Origin of the sequence: Gilliamella sp. B3783 (assembly GCF_026536125.1) — a bacterium.
Classification (GTDB): Bacteria; Pseudomonadota; Gammaproteobacteria; order Enterobacterales; family Orbaceae; genus Gilliamella.
The window spans coordinates 32,832-50,585 of the sequence record NZ_JAFNOU010000011.1; the positions used below are offsets into that span (position 1 = coordinate 32,832).

Sequence of the window (17,754 nt, forward strand, 5' to 3'; positions counted from 1 at the left end):
AGGCTCAAAACTCAATGCATTATGTTTATATTGAGGATCACGCATGAATCAAACAACTGAAATTGTTGCAATGTTATGTCGCAGAATTAAATTGGCAAGAATTGAAAAAAATTTATCTCAACAAGAACTTGCTCAAAAATCTGAACTTGGCATAGCAACAATTAAACGTATAGAAAATGGTGAATCCATTACTTTACATACACTAATAAACGTTCTACGAGGATTAGACGAACTTGATCAACTCAATAATTTACTCGCCTACAATGAACTAATGCATAGCACATCAACCAATCAAGCCAAACGAAAAAGAAAGTTACGTTCAATAAAAAGTGAAAAAGTCGATATGCTGGTTAATAATGACTTTTTACGTTCCAAGGCGAATACCATGCGCTGGAAATATTAACTTTGATCGCTTCAATTCGCCAAATTACTAGTCGGCAAATTGAAGGATTAATCTATCGCAGTTAACGGCGAATTAATTACAGTAAACGGTAATTGCCAGCCCGCCTCGTGATGTTTCACGATATTTAGCATTCATGTCTTTACCGGTTTCATACATTGTTTCAATCACCTTATCAAGCGACACTTTGGCAACTGTTGTGCGCCTTAACGCCATTCGAGTCGCATTAATTGCTTTAACCGAGGCAATTGCATTACGCTCAATACACGGCACTTGTACCTGCCCAGCAACCGGATCGCAAGTCAAACCTAAATTATGTTCCATGGCAATCTCAGCGGCCATACAAACTTGCTGTGGATTTCCACCTAAAAGCTCGGCAAGACCAGCAGCAGCCATTGAACAAGCAACACCCACTTCACCTTGGCAACCGACTTCTGCTCCCGATATTGAGGCATTTTTTTGGTAAAGTTGCCCTATTGCTCCGCAAGTTAAAAAGAAACGCATTGAGATTTCAGGCGTAACAGGATTAATAAACTTATCATAATAGGCAAGAACCGCAGGAATAATCCCACATGCACCATTAGTTGGCGCTGTTACCACCCGTCCACCAGCAGCATTCTCTTCACTCACCGCTAAGGCAAACATATTGACCCAATCAATAATCACCATAGGATCGCTAATAATATTATCTTTAGTGGTCGATAATTGACGGTATAGCGAAAACGCACGACGTGGCACTTTAAGTGGACCCGGTAATAGCCCCTCGGTATTCATTCCCCGTTTTATACAATCTAAAATGGTTTGCCCGACATGATGAAAATAGTTTTCAATCTCTTCATAAGAGTGCAGTTCCAGCTCGTTTTTCATCATAATACTGGAAATGGATAACGAATTATCTTCACACGATTTTAATAGCTGCGCAGCAGTCGAGAATGGGTAAGGCAATAAAACTGGATTTTGATCTTGTTGACCAAATTGTGCTTCTTCAACAATTTTGCCACCACCAACAGAGTAATAAGTTTTTTGCAACAGCAAATCATCACCATGATAAGCGCTGAGTGTCATACCATTTTCATGCAATGGTAAAAACTTAGAGTGAAAAATCATACACTCAGCTAGCGGAAAATCAATTTCATAACGATTGTTATAAATCGGTAATCGATTAGTCTGGCTAATTTTTTCAATAAATATCGGGATGTTATCAATATTTACGGTATCGGGTTTTTCACCTGCCAGTCCCATAATAATGGCAATATCGGTTTGATGTCCCTTACCTGTTAATGATAATGAACCATAAACGTCCGCTACAATTCTTGTCACAGACGGCATCAACCCTTTACTTATCAGCTCATCGACAAATGCTTTTCCGGCTCGCATTGGTCCGACTGTATGTGAACTTGACGGCCCAATACCGATTTTAAATATTTCAAATACCGAACTCATATTTTTCCCTTTTCAAAACTCAATGTAACTAAACCACATTGATAGATACTTTATAGATTACTCAATCAAATTAGATAATAAATATCTGTGTTAAACGTTTAACAACCAGCAATTAGGGCAACGCGCCCAATCCTTAAAATGAAAATCAAGATTGATTAAAAACACAACTGATATCAACTCGAAAAATATTTATCCGCCTATTAACCTAAGCGGATTTTTTCTTTAGATGGTCATCATAACGGATAAATTCAAGCTTAAAGCAAATTATAAATAGCTGCTGAAATAGCAATCAATCCCATAATGACAATAAACACATTGCTTAATTTGCCACGATACTTAGCTAATGCCGGTAATTTGTGAATTGCATACATTGGCATTAAAAACAGAAGTATTGCTAAAATTGGTCCCCCCAATGATTCAATTAAACCTAAAATACTTGGATTGAGTGTTGCTATTCCCCAAGCAGTGATAAACATAAAACCAATGGCAATTTTATCTAATTTTGCTGGTGAAATTGTTTTATCACAGCTACGTAGTAATTTATTCACCACCCCATTAAAGCCCTCTTTACCCCCTAAATAGTGCCCTAAAAATGATTTAGCCATTGCAATAAACGCAATTGGAGGACCAATATACTCAATCACAGGTGAATTAAATCGGTTTGCCAAATAAGATAATGTCGAAATATTTTGTGCTTTTGCATCCAATAACTCAGCAGGGGTCAAACATAGTGCACAACTAAACACAAAAAACATGACAGTAACGACCATCATTATATTACTTGCTGCAATAATTCTAGAGCATTTTTGTTCAGCATAAACATCGCCATACTCTTTGCGTTTAGCAACAGCTAAAGAAGAGATAATTGGAGAGTGATTAAATGCAAACACCATAACCGGAATAACCAACCACAGCGTCATTAAAATACTTTGACTTCCTTCACTGCCAGCACTGGTGAGAGAAACGTTAGAAAAAATCTCACCATTCCATTCCGGAATTAGAAATAACGCTAAAATCATCAGTACAGCAATAAACGGAAACACCAAAATCGACATCACTTTGACAATCAGCTCTTCACCAAAGTGAACAATCGACATTAAAAAAGCGACCAATATAAAGGATAATAACGCCCTAGGTATCGATGCCATGCCTAATTGATGTACCATAAAGCTATCAACGGTATTGGTGATCCCAACACTATAAACCAATAAAATGGGGTAGATAGCAAAAAAATAGAGCACCGTGATAAAGTTTCCGGCAGTTCGTCCAAATGCCTCTTCAACAACAACGGTGATATCGCCTTCAGGTTTTTTACCCGATAAAACAAATCGACATAATGCTTGATGGGCAAAAAATGTCATCGGAAAGGCAAGCACTAACATTACTAATAATGGAATTAACCCCCCAACACCTGCATTTATCGGTAAAAACAGTACGCCTGCACCGATTGCTGTTCCATACAGACTCAGCATCCATAACGTATCACTTTTACGCCACTTGGGTAATTTTGCCTCACTTTTTACCTCACTAGCTTTTTTATTGGCTATGGCACTATCCATATTACTATTCTCCTATACCTAAAAATTTGTGCGTATGATATCAATTTAAAAACGTTACTAAAGTGATCTACATCACACAAATTAACAAAAAATCAAATATAATCAATAAGATAAAGATATCTCTTTTGATACCTAGCCAACCGCAAAATCAATAAAGTATCAATTTTGATACAAAATGCACAAAAAGCATTATTGCTAGTGAATAAATTTGTGAGTCTGTTTGCTCAATCTCTTTAGGTTCATTACGCCGATGCTAAAAAAATAACAATAAAATTACTTTAGTGTTACGCGCTGTACTGCTAAACTAGCTAACATTTTTATTATATTTATAGATAAATTATTTTTCAGGATAAATGTATGCGAACCAGTAAATATCTTCTTTCTACATTAAAAGAGACTCCAGCAGATGCTGAAGTGATTAGCCATCAATTAATGTTACGTGCCGGCATGATTCGTAAAGTCGCAGCAGGATTGTATACTTGGTTACCCACTGGTTATCGTGTACTAAAAAAAGTCGAAAATATTGTTCGCGAAGAGATGAATAAAGCAGGTGCAATTGAAGTATTAATGCCGGTTGTTCAACCTGCCGATATTTGGCAAGAGAGTGGGCGCTGGGAACAATATGGTCCTGAATTATTACGGATAAAAGACCGTGGTAATCGTGATTTTGTTTTAGGCCCAACTCATGAAGAAGTCATCACTGATTTGTTACGTAATGAAGTCAGCTCATACAAACAATTACCACTTAATCTTTACCAAATTCAAACCAAATTTCGTGATGAAGTGCGACCTCGCTTTGGTGTAATGCGCTCGCGTGAATTTATTATGAAAGATGCCTACTCGTTTCATACATCACAAGAATCATTACAAGAAACGTATGATGATATGTATAAAGCCTATAGTGCAGTATTTACCCGTGCGGGATTAAACTTTAGAGCGGTGCGTGCCGATACAGGCTCAATTGGCGGTAACTGGTCACATGAATTCCAAGTATTAGCCGATAGTGGCGAAGATGATATTGTCTTTTCAACTGAATCTGATTACGCCGCTAATATCGAGATGGCACAAGCATTAGCACCAACGCAAAGCCGCTTAGCACCAACTAAGGTGATGGAACGCATTGATACACCAAATGCAAAAACGATTGATGAATTAGTTGCACAATTCAATTTACCAATTGAAAAAACAGTTAAAACACTCATGGTTAAGGCGACAAAAGAGAGTGGGCACCAACTTGTTGCTTTATTAGTTCGTGGTGATCACACGTTGAACGAAATCAAAGCAGAAAAAATTGATATTGTGGCATCACCACTTGAATTTGCAACTGAAGAGGAAATTCGAGCAATTGTCAATGCTGGGCCAGGTTCATTAGGCCCTGTGAATCTTAATATGCCAATCATTATTGACCGCGATGTGGCTGTGATGAGTGACTTTAGTGCCGGTGCGAATATCGACCATAAACATTACGTTAATATCAATTGGGAGCGTGATGTTGCGTTACCAAGAGTTGAAGATATTCGTAATGTGGTGGAAGGCGATATTAGCCCTGATGGTAAAGGGACATTACAGATTAAACGTGGTATCGAAGTTGGGCATATTTTCCAACTTGGTACGAAGTATTCAGAAGCAATGAAAGCAACGGTCCAAGGCGAAGATGGACAAAACCACGTAATGATTATGGGCTGTTATGGTATTGGGGTTAGCCGAATTGTTGCAGCTGCAATCGAACAATGCCATGATGATCGAGGTATTGTATGGCCAGAAGCTATAGCCCCATTTAGTGTGGTCATCATCCCAATGAACATGCATAAATCAGAAAAAGTGCAAGCAACTGCTGAAAAACTGTATGCTGATTTACAAGCTTCTGGCATTGAAGTTTTATTTGACGATCGTAAAGAGCGACCAGGTGTGATGTTTGCCGATGCAGAGTTAATTGGTATTCCACATACTATTGTTATTGGTGAACGTAATCTAGAAAATGATGAAGTGGAATATAAACATCGCTGTGGTGGTGATAAGCAAATGATAAAAATTAACGATATTGTAGAATTTATCAAAAATCGTCAAAGTAAAGCATAAAACCATTACTGATTTAATCTTAATAATGTTAAAGAAAGCACAACACTTAATCACTCTTAATGTTTGAGTTTAAAAAAATAGGGAGATATTATTGTTGTGTTTTCTAGCATTATCCATAATTGACTATCAATATAAAGTGAAACCTCATTCACAATAACCCAATAATTTTTATCAAATTGGAATAATATTTGTCGAACAAAACAGCCGACTATAAAATAGATACAATATCTGAATAAGCTAGGTTTTAAAACCATAATCAACTTGCGTGTATTGCATAGTGATCGGGATAGCTTGAATAATACCGATCTTACCGAAGTTTGGATTAAGATACGGACTAGTCAGATTACCGACGAAAAATCATTGTAATACTTAAATCCTTTAAACAATCACCAAACCAATATTAGTTCATTGTTGACATGGCAGTGAACGAACTAGCATGACCGGTGCTATATACCGTTTAGTTTTTCAATTGGGTAAAGCTAAAGTTGTTAATCAATTAATGCAGCCTGAATTCGATCATCACTATAATGTGTACCCGAATATTATTAAGTATATAAAACAGTTGATATTGAAAAATTTGCCACGCAGTATTTCAATAATTTTTTTAATAAATTAGTTTAAAATAACTTTCCCTAAGTAAGTAATTACACGCGTAAGTTAATCTCTTTTTAATATTCGTATTGAATTAAAATTGACAGTGATATTGCGTTTTTTTTCAGCTAAAATAAGGCAATCTAATTGTTAATTTAAGTGGTCTAAATAATGTTAAAAAAAGCAATCGCATTGGCACTCACTACCTCATTATTGTTGCAAAACTCACCGTTAGTTTTTGCTGATAACATTAACCTACCTGATATGGGAACCGCTGCTGCATCAACCTTAAGCATCGGTCAAGAGATGGAAATGGGGGATTATTATATGCGTTTGCTACGAGCCGATGCCCCTATCATCAATGATCCCGTACTCAATCAATATATTAATGATTTAGGTAAAAAACTCGTGTCAAAAGCGGAATCAGTCCAAACACCTTTTCATTTTTATATTATGCGCAGTGATGTCTTAAATGCGTTTGCCTTTTTTGGCGGTAATGTGGTGATTCATTCTAAACTGATTTTAGACACTGATAATGAAAGTCAATTAGCTTCAGTTATGGCGCACGAAATCGGCCATGTGACTCAACGTCACTTAGCCAGAGCAATGGAAAACCAAAACCGTAATAGTCCTTATGTTTGGGGTGCAGCATTAGGCTCATTACTACTTACGCTGGCGAATCCTGATGCTGGAATGGCCGCGATGACAAGTACGATGGCAGGTTCTGCACAAAACACAATTAGTTTTACACAAGCTAATGAACAAGAAGCCGATCGCGTGGGGCTTAGAACATTGGCTAAGGCAGGATTTGATCCTTATGCTTCATCCGAATTTTTACAAAAATTAGCTGATCAAACACGTTTTAGCAGTAAACCACCTGAGATTTTACTCACTCACCCACTACCAAATAGCCGTTTATCTGATATCCGTAGCCGTTCTATGCAATATAGTAAAAAAGAGCTACCTCCCTCTCTAAACTACTATTTAGCAAAAGCGCGTTTGGCTATTTTAATAACTAATAATCAAAATACCGGTAAATTATTAATTGAAGATTATAAAAAGCTGAATAATGAACAAAGTAAGATTGCTTTAGTCTATGCTAATGCTCTGTTTGATTATCGTAATAACAATTACCAAAAAGCCAAACAGCAACTTCAACCATTACTAGATAATGATCCAAATAATCTGTGGTACATCGATTTAATGACAGATATTGATCTGGACATGAATAATAATGCAGCAGCGATTAATCGGTTACAAACTGCTTTAAAAAAATCCCCAGATAGTTCAGCATTACAATTAAACTTGGCTAATGCATACGTTAAAAATCGTAATTACCAACAAGCGGTGAGCTTATTACACCGTTATACCTTTGATCATAGTGATGATACAAATGGTTGGGATCTACTAATTACAGCTTATGGTGGATTAAACTCAAGGGCAAAAGAAATGAGTGCAAGAGCAGAACTTGTTGCATTAGAGGGGCAATTTCAACAATCTATTCAATTACTGCAAAATGCCAAAAAACAAACTAATGGCGATCAAACAATGATATCGAAGATTGATGCCAGAATAAATCAGTTACAACAACTTCAAAAACGTTACGCCCCTTATAGTAAAAATAGATAAGTTTACTAATTAGGCTCAATATTTCTCGACTAACGTTATAAAAGGCATTAGTCGAGAAATAAAAATGGGGTAAATTGCTGGTTATTTATCAGCTAAATGATCAACATTATTATAATAGTTAACCGTAAATTTACCTTCAGATTGACCATCTTGTTGCTGATAATTTACTACACTGACACTGGTATTTAACATTCGTGGAAAATAGTCTTCATCCCGATGTAAACGCCAATCACCACCATTTAATACACAAAGTAATAAACGTAACACGGTGCCATGCGAAACAACTAAAATATTACCTTTATCTTCACTGGCATTTTGAGTAATGGTATGCAGTGCACGTTTCATTCGTACCAGTGTATCAAGATAATTTTCACCGTGATTAACAGAAGCATCAAAGTTAGCTGGATCGGTTAGATAAGTATTAAATTCAGGCACTTCTTTTTTCAAATAAGGGACAGATTTTCCTTCCCAAAGACCAAAATCCATCTCACATAAATCGGCTAATTCAAAGGTTGGAATTTTATTATCATTTTCGTGAACGATATAATCACGTGTTTCTTTAGCGCGTAGCTGTGGGCTTGAATAAGCTTGCATAAAAGGAATATGCTTTAAATATTGGCCTGTAATCTTCGCGCCCAAAATACCTTGTTCAGTTAACGGTGAATTTTGCGATCCTTGCATCTGATCTTTAATATTCCACTCGGTTTGGCCATGTCTAATTAAGTATAAATTAAGATCTTTCATTCGTCCTCACTACTTTTTTTCAATTTAAGATTCGGTTTGATGATGCTTTTCTGTTCTAAGATAACTTAAGCATGCTTGTAATTTATCATCCATTGTTGCGCTTAACTGCATATCTTGTAACGTTTTAGGATGAATAAAGGTCACATTGGCTGCATGCAAAAATAATCGATTAAGTTTAGTATTGGCTAATAACCTATCAAATTGGCTATCACCATAACGATCATCAAATGCAATAGGATGATTGGCATATTGAGTATGTACACGAATCTGATGTGTACGGCCTGTAACAGGACTGGCTTTAATCAACGTTGCAAACTTAAATCTCTCTTCAACTTTAAAACGTGTCTCTGAAGGTTTACCTTCTTTATCGACTTTAACCACTCGTTCGCCACTTTTCAAAACATTTTTAAGTAACGGTGCCTGTATAACTTTGCATTCAGAAGGCCAATCACCTTTTACTAATGCTAAATAGTTCTTTTTCATCTGTTTTAGACGCAGTTGTTCATGCAGTGCTTTTAATGCTGAACGTTTTTTAGCAATGAGTAACACACCTGAAGTTTCGCGATCGATTCGATGAACCAATTCCAGGAATTTTGCTTCAGGCCTTAATGCTCGAAGTCCTTCGATGACCCCAAAACTTAAACCACTACCGCCATGAACAGCAATACCCGAGGGTTTATTAATAGCCATTATCACATCATCTTCATAAATAATGGCTTTTTCTAAATCGGCAACTTTATTTAATTTAGTTGAGATTTCAGGTGAGGTTTTTTCTGCTACGCGAATAGGCGGTATACGAATTTCATCCCCAATATTGAGCTTATACTCGGGTTTAATGCGTTTTTTATTAACGCGTACTTCACCTTTCCTCAGTATGCGATAAATCATACTTTTGGGCACACCTTTCAAGTGTGTGATAAGAAAGTTATCAATTCGCTGCGTCGCATTTTCTTCAGTGATGATAACAAATGAGACCTGTAATTTTGTTTGTGGAACGTTTGAATCCATAAGAAATGATTAATCCGCCATCAATAAATAAAAGTCGTTTACATTATTCGAAAATAAACTACACTACCACTAATTAAAAATAAAGACAGATTATTTTCGATATAATTAAAGATAGCTAATTATAGCCGAATATGGAGGAATAAAACAGTATGTTATCGTTACTTAATCAATACTCTCGCGCAAGATTTGCTTGGTTTTTACTCTTCCTCTCAACCCTTATTTTCGAGTTAACTGCACTTTATTTTCAACATAGCTTAGGACTAGCGCCTTGCACACTGTGTATTTATCAACGTTGCGCCATTTTTGGCATCATGTTAGCCAGTATTATTGGCTTAATTGCACCGAATAATTTTATTTTTAGAATAATGGGGATCGCCATTTGGTTAATTAGTGCATATAAAGGCTTTAACTTAGCAACATTTCACGCCCATTTACAATTCGAACCAAACTTTAGTGACACTTGCGCTATTAATGTTCAGTTTCCATCATGGCTACCTTTAAACGAGTGGATACCGGGCCTGTTTAATGCTTACGGCTCGTGTGCAGATAAAATTTGGTCTTTTTTAACCATTGAAATGTCACAATGGATGATCATTATTTTTGCTTGCTATTTTATAGTTGGATTATTCGTGTTTATTGCCCAATTTTTTGCAGTAAACAAAAATACCTTATGGAAAAATTAGGTGTGCTATAAAACTGGCACTTTTTGTTGAGTTTGTTAGAATGTGTGGCAATTTTATCTTATAAATTGTCATACATAAATGCTTTTGGAATATCATCCCCCTATTGATCCTTGGCTCTCTATCTTATACCAAGATGATCATATTGTTGTTGTCAATAAACAACCCGGTATTTTATCGGTGTCGGGCAACAAACCTCAATTTATCGATAGTATTATTCATCGTTTACAGCAAAAATTTAGCTACGTCGAGTCCGTTCATCGATTAGATATGGCAACCAGTGGCATTATGGTTGCCGCTTTATCTAAACTCGCCGATCGAGAAATAAAAAAGCAATTTCGAGAACGAATCCCCAAAAAAAATTATATTGCCGTAGTTTATGGGCATATTAAAGAGGATAGCGGTCAAGTTGAATTACCGTTGATTTGTGATTGGCCAAACCGTCCACGACAAATGGTCGATTTAGAAAATGGCAAGCCTGCACTGACGTTATATCAAGTCATTTCAAGAAACCCTGATAACACAACTCGGGTTAGCTTATCGCCTTTTACGGGTCGATCACACCAATTACGCGTGCATATGCAAGCACTGGGACATCCTATTTTAGGCGATAAATTTTATGCACATCCTGAAGCCTTTTCTCGGTCTAAAAGATTGTTACTCCATGCGCAATCGTTAACAATTCTCCACCCCAAGACAGGTGAAAGTATGACCTTTAACTGCGATCCCGATTTTTAACGAAACTTATAAATCGAACAACGGTTAACGATAGTTATCAACATAATTTTATGGTAAGGAATTAAAGATGCAAAAAATTGTTTTAGCAACTAATAATCAAGGCAAAGTCAACGAATTGCAAACGCTTTTAGCCGATGCTGGCTTTAATATTGTGGCACAAAAAGAATTTAATGTTCCCGATGTCGATGAAACAGGTTTAACTTTTATCGAAAATGCCATTTTAAAAGCAAGGCATACCGCAAAATTAACAGGACTACCTGCTATTGCTGATGATTCAGGTTTAGTGGTTGATGCCCTTAATGGTGCGCCAGGCATTTATTCCGCGCGTTATGCGGGTTACCATGGTAACGATAAATTAAATAATCAAAAATTACTTTCACAACTACACAATGTCCCAACAGAAAAGCGCACTGCCTATTTTTATTGTGCCTTGGTTTTTATGCGCCATGATAACGATCCAACACCGATTATTTGTTTAGGCAAATGGCATGGATTAATCCTAAATCAAGAGCAAGGAGAAGGCGGCTTTGGCTATGATCCACTGTTTTATATACCAGAATTAGATTGCACAGCTGCCCAACTTAGCAAAGAACATAAAAGTCAGATTTCACACCGTGGTCAAGCGTTAAAACAGTTAATTACTAAAATAAAATCCGAATATTAATAGCAATATCATCGATATATGAAATTGCATCTTGTTGAGTAAACGATATATACTTAAGTTAATTAGCATATTGGAGTTAACATTGTGATTCTGATGATCGTTAGTGGCCGTTCAGGTTCTGGAAAATCGATTGCACTACGTGCACTAGAAGATATGGGTTTTTATTGTGTGGATAACATCCCTGTTGTGCTATTGCCACAATTAGCCGACTCATTAAAAAACAATAATACCCCCGTTGCTGTTAGCATCGATATTCGCAATTTACCGCCAAATTTTGATTTTAACCGCGACATTTTGCAACAACTGCCAAACTCTGTCACACCCGAGATTATCTTCTTTGACTGTAGCCGCAATACCCTAATTCGTCGTTATAGCGAAACCAGACGAATCCATCCCTTGACCAATCAAAAATACTCGCTTGAAGAAGCAATCGATCTTGAAGAAAAATATTTAGAATCATTAAAATCCAATGCAAGTTTAGTCATTAATACTGATAATCTTTCAGTACATCAACTATCAGACATTTTACGAACACGTATTTTAGGTAAAAAAGAACGTGAATTAACCATGATCTTTGAATCCTTTGGTTTTAAACATGGTTTGCCAGTCGATGCCGATTTTGTTTTTGATGTCCGTTTTTTACCTAATCCCCATTGGGATATTGCACTACGTCCCCTAACTGGATTAGATGAGCCAGTAAAAAAATATCTATTTCAGCATGATGAAGTGACCAATTTTATCTATCAAACAGCCAGTTATTTACAGCAATGGTTACCGATGTTAGAAAAAAACAATCGTAGTTATTTAACCATTGCTATTGGTTGTACCGGAGGCCAACATCGCTCCGTTTTTATTGCTGAACAGCTGGCTGAATTTTTCAAAGCACAAAATAAGCAAGTACAAATCCGTCACCGAACCTTAGAAAAAAAATAATTATTTGTTTTCGGTATGATAAAAATGCCAAACTTGATCGCAGCGCTGTTTATATCTGTCCATAATCTCTTTTAACGTTGCTTTTGGCTTTATTGGTTCAGGTTGTGGTGTAACAAGCTCACTGACTTTGATTAATGTTATATCTGAAGGCAATTGCGCTAATTTATTTTTTAACACATTGAGTGTCTGTGGATGAGGATGACCAATGGCAATGGCAACCCCTTTTTTACGAGCAACTTGAATAGCTAATTCAAATTGCTGGTTAATAGCATGTTCATTTTGCTGATCATCTAAAAATACATCACGCACAACTACAGGTATATTATAGGCGCTCGCTGCTGTTTTAACAGCTGTTTTGCCAATCGTTTTACTATCTAAAAAAAACATAGAGTGTGGGCTAAGTGCTTTCATAACATATTGCATACCATTAAGATTGGATGTCATTAAACTACCCATATGATTATTAACACCAATAGCATGAGGTACACGCTCAATAGCATTATTCACAATGCGATTAATCTCAGTTTCGCTCATAGTGGGGAACAATGTATCTTTTTCTAGTGGCTGCTTACCCATTGGTGCCATGGGTAAGTGTATAATCACATCATTCCCCTGTTCATGAGCCATATTAGCGATACGTTTTGCATTAGGTGAATGGGGTAAAACCGCAACTGTTATATCGGTTGATAATTTTATAATTTGCTCTTCATTATGTTGCCGATAACCAAAATCATCAATAACCAGAGCTAATTGTGCCGCAAAAACTAGACTTGGATTAAAAAATAACAGACTAATAAGTATGTGAATGATTAAACGATACATTATTTTAACCAACCTTTAGGATCTAACGCCTTACCATCTCGGCGAATCTCAAAATAGAGTCCAGAACTATTTTGCCCTCCACTTGAACCAACTAAAGCAATGGCCTGTCCAGTGGAGATTTTATCGCCTACATCGACTAAAACACGTTGGTTATAACCATATAAACTCATATCGCCTTTACCATGCTCAAGTGCAACCACAAAACCATAACCTTGCAACCAACTGGCCAGTATCACTCGACCATCAGCGATTGCCTTAACTTGGGTACCATCCTTCGCATTAATTACCATACCTTTCCAATACAGTTCACCTTGCAATGACTCACCAAATCGATGTACGACTGGCCCTGTGACCGGCCAATTAAATTGGTGTTGTGGTTTGCCTATACCACTGACACGTGCCATTAATGCCCGTTCATCAGAATTTAAAGTGTAGTTGGTGTTTTTTTGTTTCTGCTCAATATGTTTTGCCTGTCTTGCTTCTTCTTCGGCTAATCGTCGACTCTCTTTTTCGGCTTGAGCAATTTTTGCTTGTAACTTGGTTTCATTTTCACGCAGTTCAGCCAATCTTTGTTGATTGACCTGCATGGATGATTCGAGCGAAGTAATGGTTTTTTGTCGATCTTGACGGTTTTTTTCAAGACCAACTTGTTCTTGTTTCTGTTTGGTTTGTAATGCTTGCTGTGAAATTTGTTTATTTTGTAACGTTAATTTTTTTTCATTTAACTGTAATTGCGTTTCACGAAGTGCATTAATCAGTTGTTGTCTAGCTTGATTAATATAACCATAATAATTAATCAGCCGTTCATTACGCTCACTTTGTTCACTGGCAAAAATCAGCGATAAACCTGTTGTTTTTCCTAATTTAAATGCGCTTTCAAGTTGTTTAGATAATGCATCTCGCTGTTGTTGTTGCTTAATATTTAATTGTTCAATTTGTTTAATTAACCGATTAATTTCACTATCGATTTTTTTTAAAGTTAAATCGTTTTTCTCAATTGAAGTCAATAATTTTGCAATTTCTGTTTCTTGCTGTTTAAGATCATTAACTAATTGGTTTCGCTCTTTTTTTTGCTCAGCTAAACGATTTTCTTGTTCTTGAATTGAACGACGCAAAGTCTGTAACTGCTGATTATCATCAGCAGCATACAAAACATTAACTTGTGTAAGTCCAATAAAAATAAACGTTAGAAAATATCGATAAATAGCCATGGCATTATGATAAGTATTGATAACCAAGCAAAAGGGATAAAACACTATACCTAGAAATGCATAAAGATGCAAAACCAAAACTATTTAGATAAGCATTGAGAGTAATTGCAACAGATAGTAATTAGGCATTTCACAAGCTCCAATAAAAAGTATAAAATACAACACTATTTAAATTATCGAACAATCAATTCAACCATAAAGATAACATCATGCAAAAGTTTAATGTCAAAACCTTTCAAGGGTTAATACTAACGTTACAAGATTACTGGGCTAATCAAGGTTGTACGGTGATTCAGCCATTGGATATGGAAGTTGGGGCCGGTACTTCACACCCGATGACGTGTTTACGCGCTCTTGGACCTGAACCCATTAATGCTGCTTACGTTCAACCCTCTCGCCGTCCAACTGATGGGCGCTATGGTGAAAACCCTAATAGGTTACAACACTACTATCAATTTCAAGTTATCTTAAAACCCTCTCCAGACAACATTCAAGAGCTCTATCTGGGTTCATTAAAAGAGTTAGGGCTCGATCCAACCGTTAATGATATTCGTTTTGTAGAAGACAACTGGGAAAACCCTACATTAGGTGCTTGGGGGCTTGGCTGGGAAGTATGGTTAAATGGGATGGAAGTGACTCAATTTACCTATTTCCAACAAGTGGGTGGTCTTGAGTGTAAACCCGTCACTGGTGAGATCACTTATGGTTTAGAACGCCTTGCGATGTATATTCAAGGTGTCGATAGTGTGTATGATTTGGTTTGGAGTGATGGCGCATTTGGTAAAACCACTTATGGTGATGTGTTCCATCAAAATGAAGTTGAGCAATCAACGTATAATTTTGAATATGCCAATATTGATTTTCTATTTTATTGCTTTGAACAACATGAAAAAGAAGCAAAAATGTTACTTGAATTAGAAAAACCGCTGCCACTACCTGCTTACGAACGTATTTTAAAAGCTGCACACTGTTTTAATTTACTTGATGCGCGTAAAGCTATTTCAGTAACTGAACGCCAACGTTATATATTGCGCATTCGAACATTAACCAAAATGGTTGCTGAAGCATATTATGCATCACGTGAAGCGCTTGGTTTTCCAATGTGCCAACATTCACCGTCAAATCAAAGTGCATCAAAGTAGGATTTTAATATTATGCAAAAAACATTTTTAGTGGAAATTGGTACCGAAGAGCTACCACCAAAATCACTCCGCACTTTAGCTGAAAGTTTTGCGGCAAATTTTATTGAGCAACTGGACAATGCCAAGTTAGAACATGGCGAAGTACTTTGGTATGCTTCACCGCGACGCTTAGCATTAAAAGTTCTAAATTTAAATGATACTCAACCCGATAGCCAAATTGTTAAACGAGGACCGGCTGTTAGTGCAGCATTTGATGCTAATGGTAAACCAACTAAAGCAGCTGAAGGCTGGGCTCGTGGTTGTGGTATTACTGTTGACCAAGCAGAGCGTATTCAAACAGATAAAGGTGAATGGTTATCTTATACCCAAAACCAAAAAGGCCAACCTGTTGTTAACCTATTGTGTGATATGGTTAAAGGTGCGTTAAGCAAATTACCTATTCCAAAACCAATGCGCTGGGCAGCTCGACAAGTTGAATTTATTCGTCCGAGTCATACGGTAACGATGTTATATGGTGATGAATTAGTACCGGGCACAATTTTAGACATTGAGTCAAACCGCATCATTCGTGGGCATCGTTTTATGGGTGAACAGGAATTCACCATTGATAATGCCGACCAATATCCAGAAATGTTGGAGCAACGTGGTAAAGTTATTGCCGATTATGACAAACGAAAATCAATTATTAAACAGCAAGCAGAGCAAGCCGCAGCAAAATTAAATGGTAAAGCTGATTTAACCGAAAGCTTGTTAGAAGAAGTCTCGTCATTGGTTGAATGGCCTGTTGTTTTAACGGCTAAATTTGAAGAAAGATTTTTAGATGTACCAGCCGAATCACTGGTTTATACGATGAAAGGCGATCAAAAATATTTTCCTGTTTATGATAAACAAGGAAAATTATTACCGAATTTTATTTTTGTTGCCAATATCGAATCAAAAGATCCGCAAGTGGTCATTTCAGGTAATGAAAAAGTAGTACGCCCACGCTTAGCCGATGCTGAATTTTTTTACAAAACAGATTTAAAACAGCGCTTGGAAGATCGTCTACCTCGTTTAGAAACGGTGTTATTCCAACAACAGCTTGGAACAGTCAAAGACAAATCATTACGAATTGAGTCACTAGCTGGTTTTATAGCCGACAAAATTGGGGCTAATGTCGAACAAGCTAAACGTGCAGGTAAACTTACTAAATGCGATTTAGTCACCAATACTGTTTTTGAATTTCCCGAAACACAAGGAATAATGGGACGTTATTTAGCGCTAAAAGATGGTGAAAGCATTGAAGTTGCCACCGCGATTGAAGAGCAATACAAACCACGTTTTGCTGGGGATGAGTTGCCAAGCACAAATGTATCAAGTGCGGTATCAATTGCCGAAAAAATGGATACGTTAGCCGGTATTTTTGGTATAGGGCAACATCCTAAAGGTGATAAAGACCCTTTTGCTTTACGCCGCGCTGCAATTGGTATTTTGCGTATTATTGTTGAGAATAACTTACCGCTCGATCTTGTCGAATTATCAAATTTTGCTGTTTCATTATATGGTGACAAACTCAACAATAAACAGGTTGTGGAAGATATTGTCAGCTTTATGCAAGGTCGATTCCGAGCCTGGTATCAAGAGCAAGGTTTTACCATTGATACCATACAAGCAGTACTCGCACTTAATCCAACCAAGCCTGCTGATTTTGATGCGCGCATTAAAGCCGTGACACATTTTAGAACACTGCCAGAAGCCTCTTCGCTTGCTGAAGCTAACAAGCGGGTATCAAATATCCTCTCTAAAACAGAATTGGTGATACCTGATGCGGTGAATGCCTCACTACTTGAAGCAGGCGCAGAAGGTGAACTTGCTATGCAAGTTGCAGTATTAACCGATAAATTAGCCCCTTATTTTACTCAAGGTCGTTATCAACAAGCTTTAGTAGAATTGTCTGCACTTAAAGCACCTGTTGATGCATTTTTTGCCTCAACCATGGTCATGGCAGATGATGAAAAAATTAAACTTAATCGGTTAGCATTGCTGAAAAAATTGCAAAATTTATTTTTAAAAGTTGCGGATATTTCATTACTACAATCGTAATTTGTAATTTATTTATCACTATAGTGGTA

15 protein-coding genes are annotated in these 17,754 nt (G+C 36.9%); 9 read left to right on the plus strand and 6 right to left on the minus strand.

Annotated elements, in window-relative coordinates:
* Window positions 1-43: 43 nt before the first annotated feature.
* Window positions 44-403, plus strand: a complete 360-nt coding sequence (locus tag J3U59_RS10915) for a helix-turn-helix domain-containing protein (protein WP_267334302.1) — start codon at window positions 44-46, stop codon at window positions 401-403.
* A gap of 72 nt (window positions 404-475) precedes the next feature.
* On the opposite strand, the gene J3U59_RS10920 is transcribed toward J3U59_RS10915, so the two are convergent.
* Window positions 476-1,843: an L-serine ammonia-lyase gene (locus tag J3U59_RS10920; protein ID WP_267334301.1), complete on the minus strand. Its 1,368-nt coding sequence runs from the start codon at window positions 1,841-1,843 to the stop codon at window positions 476-478.
* Between the two features lie 254 nt (window positions 1,844-2,097).
* Window positions 2,098-3,402: a serine/threonine transporter gene (locus tag J3U59_RS10925; protein ID WP_267334300.1), complete on the minus strand. Its 1,305-nt coding sequence runs from the start codon at window positions 3,400-3,402 to the stop codon at window positions 2,098-2,100.
* A 357-nt stretch (window positions 3,403-3,759) separates the two neighbouring features.
* Here J3U59_RS10925 and proS point away from each other — a divergent pair, with 357 nt between their 5' ends.
* Both proS and J3U59_RS10935 read left to right on the plus strand, forming a co-directional pair.
* A complete protein-coding gene (proS, locus tag J3U59_RS10930) occupies window positions 3,760-5,481 on the plus strand; it encodes a proline--tRNA ligase (protein WP_267334299.1) in 1,722 nt (573 codons plus the stop codon).
* 762 nt (window positions 5,482-6,243) lie between these two features.
* The gene (locus J3U59_RS10935) at window positions 6,244-7,701 is read left to right on the plus strand and encodes a M48 family metalloprotease (protein WP_065798965.1); all 1,458 of its coding nucleotides are present in this window, start codon (window positions 6,244-6,246) and stop codon (window positions 7,699-7,701) included.
* An 81-nt stretch (window positions 7,702-7,782) separates the two neighbouring features.
* On the opposite strand, the gene J3U59_RS10940 is transcribed toward J3U59_RS10935, so the two are convergent.
* Both J3U59_RS10940 and rluC read right to left on the minus strand, forming a co-directional pair.
* Entirely contained in the window at window positions 7,783-8,445 is a 663-nt protein-coding gene (locus tag J3U59_RS10940; protein WP_267334298.1) for a histidine phosphatase family protein, read from the minus strand.
* 24 nt (window positions 8,446-8,469) lie between these two features.
* Entirely contained in the window at window positions 8,470-9,453 is a 984-nt protein-coding gene (gene rluC / locus J3U59_RS10945) for a 23S rRNA pseudouridine(955/2504/2580) synthase RluC (RefSeq protein WP_267334297.1), read from the minus strand.
* Between the two features lie 149 nt (window positions 9,454-9,602).
* Between rluC and dsbB the strand changes: the two genes are divergently transcribed.
* The 4 genes from dsbB to rapZ all read left to right on the plus strand — a co-directional run bounded on the left by dsbB (window position 9,603) and on the right by rapZ (window position 12,468).
* Window positions 9,603-10,136, plus strand: coding sequence for a disulfide bond formation protein DsbB (gene dsbB / locus J3U59_RS10950; RefSeq protein WP_267334296.1), 534 nt, complete (start codon window positions 9,603-9,605; stop codon window positions 10,134-10,136).
* A gap of 78 nt (window positions 10,137-10,214) precedes the next feature.
* Window positions 10,215-10,871 carry a bifunctional tRNA pseudouridine(32) synthase/23S rRNA pseudouridine(746) synthase RluA gene (gene rluA / locus J3U59_RS10955; RefSeq protein ID WP_267334295.1) on the plus strand — a complete coding sequence of 219 codons (657 nt, stop codon included), beginning with the start codon at window positions 10,215-10,217 and terminating at the stop codon, window positions 10,869-10,871.
* A 67-nt stretch (window positions 10,872-10,938) separates the two neighbouring features.
* Window positions 10,939-11,535 (plus strand): XTP/dITP diphosphatase, encoded by a 597-nt coding sequence (locus J3U59_RS10960; protein WP_267334294.1) that lies wholly within the window; start codon window positions 10,939-10,941, stop codon window positions 11,533-11,535.
* 84 nt (window positions 11,536-11,619) lie between these two features.
* Window positions 11,620-12,468, plus strand: coding sequence for an RNase adapter RapZ (gene rapZ, locus J3U59_RS10965; protein WP_065634009.1), 849 nt, complete (start codon window positions 11,620-11,622; stop codon window positions 12,466-12,468).
* Here the strand turns inward: rapZ and J3U59_RS10970 are convergent, their stop codons facing one another.
* Entirely contained in the window at window positions 12,469-13,290 is an 822-nt protein-coding gene (locus tag J3U59_RS10970) for a divergent polysaccharide deacetylase family protein (protein ID WP_267334293.1), read from the minus strand. It abuts the gene before it with no gap.
* Window positions 13,290-14,501: a murein hydrolase activator EnvC gene (gene envC, locus J3U59_RS10975; RefSeq protein WP_267334292.1), complete on the minus strand. Its 1,212-nt coding sequence runs from the start codon at window positions 14,499-14,501 to the stop codon at window positions 13,290-13,292. The genes J3U59_RS10970 and envC overlap by 1 nt, the downstream gene beginning before the upstream one ends.
* A 209-nt stretch (window positions 14,502-14,710) precedes the next feature.
* On the opposite strand from envC, the gene glyQ reads away from it, so the two are divergent.
* Entirely contained in the window at window positions 14,711-15,643 is a 933-nt protein-coding gene (gene glyQ, locus J3U59_RS10980; RefSeq protein WP_267334291.1) for a glycine--tRNA ligase subunit alpha, read from the plus strand.
* 9 nt (window positions 15,644-15,652) lie between these two features.
* A complete protein-coding gene (glyS, locus tag J3U59_RS10985; protein WP_416379611.1) occupies window positions 15,653-17,725 on the plus strand; it encodes a glycine--tRNA ligase subunit beta in 2,073 nt (690 codons plus the stop codon).
* Window positions 17,726-17,754: the final 29 nt, after the last annotated feature.

Excerpts from the sequence above, each read along its gene's own strand:
- glyQ (WP_267334291.1), top strand. The coding sequence starts at position 14,711 with ATGCAAAAGTTTAATGTCAAAACCTTTCAAGGGTTAATACTAACGTTA.
- J3U59_RS10915 (WP_267334302.1), top strand. The coding sequence starts at position 44 with ATGAATCAAACAACTGAAATTGTTGCAATGTTATGTCGCAGAATTAAA.
- rluC (WP_267334297.1), bottom strand. The coding sequence starts at position 9,453 with ATGGATTCAAACGTTCCACAAACAAAATTACAGGTCTCATTTGTTATC.
- J3U59_RS10925 (WP_267334300.1), bottom strand. The coding sequence starts at position 3,402 with ATGGATAGTGCCATAGCCAATAAAAAAGCTAGTGAGGTAAAAAGTGAG.
- J3U59_RS10935 (WP_065798965.1), top strand. The coding sequence starts at position 6,244 with ATGTTAAAAAAAGCAATCGCATTGGCACTCACTACCTCATTATTGTTG.
- envC (WP_267334292.1), bottom strand. The coding sequence starts at position 14,501 with ATGGCTATTTATCGATATTTTCTAACGTTTATTTTTATTGGACTTACA.
- J3U59_RS10940 (WP_267334298.1), bottom strand. The coding sequence starts at position 8,445 with ATGAAAGATCTTAATTTATACTTAATTAGACATGGCCAAACCGAGTGG.
- rluA (WP_267334295.1), top strand. The coding sequence starts at position 10,215 with ATGCTTTTGGAATATCATCCCCCTATTGATCCTTGGCTCTCTATCTTA.
- dsbB (WP_267334296.1), top strand. The coding sequence starts at position 9,603 with ATGTTATCGTTACTTAATCAATACTCTCGCGCAAGATTTGCTTGGTTT.
- J3U59_RS10920 (WP_267334301.1), bottom strand. The coding sequence starts at position 1,843 with ATGAGTTCGGTATTTGAAATATTTAAAATCGGTATTGGGCCGTCAAGT.
- proS (WP_267334299.1), top strand. The coding sequence starts at position 3,760 with ATGCGAACCAGTAAATATCTTCTTTCTACATTAAAAGAGACTCCAGCA.
- J3U59_RS10970 (WP_267334293.1), bottom strand. The coding sequence starts at position 13,290 with ATGTATCGTTTAATCATTCACATACTTATTAGTCTGTTATTTTTTAAT.
- J3U59_RS10960 (WP_267334294.1), top strand. The coding sequence starts at position 10,939 with ATGCAAAAAATTGTTTTAGCAACTAATAATCAAGGCAAAGTCAACGAA.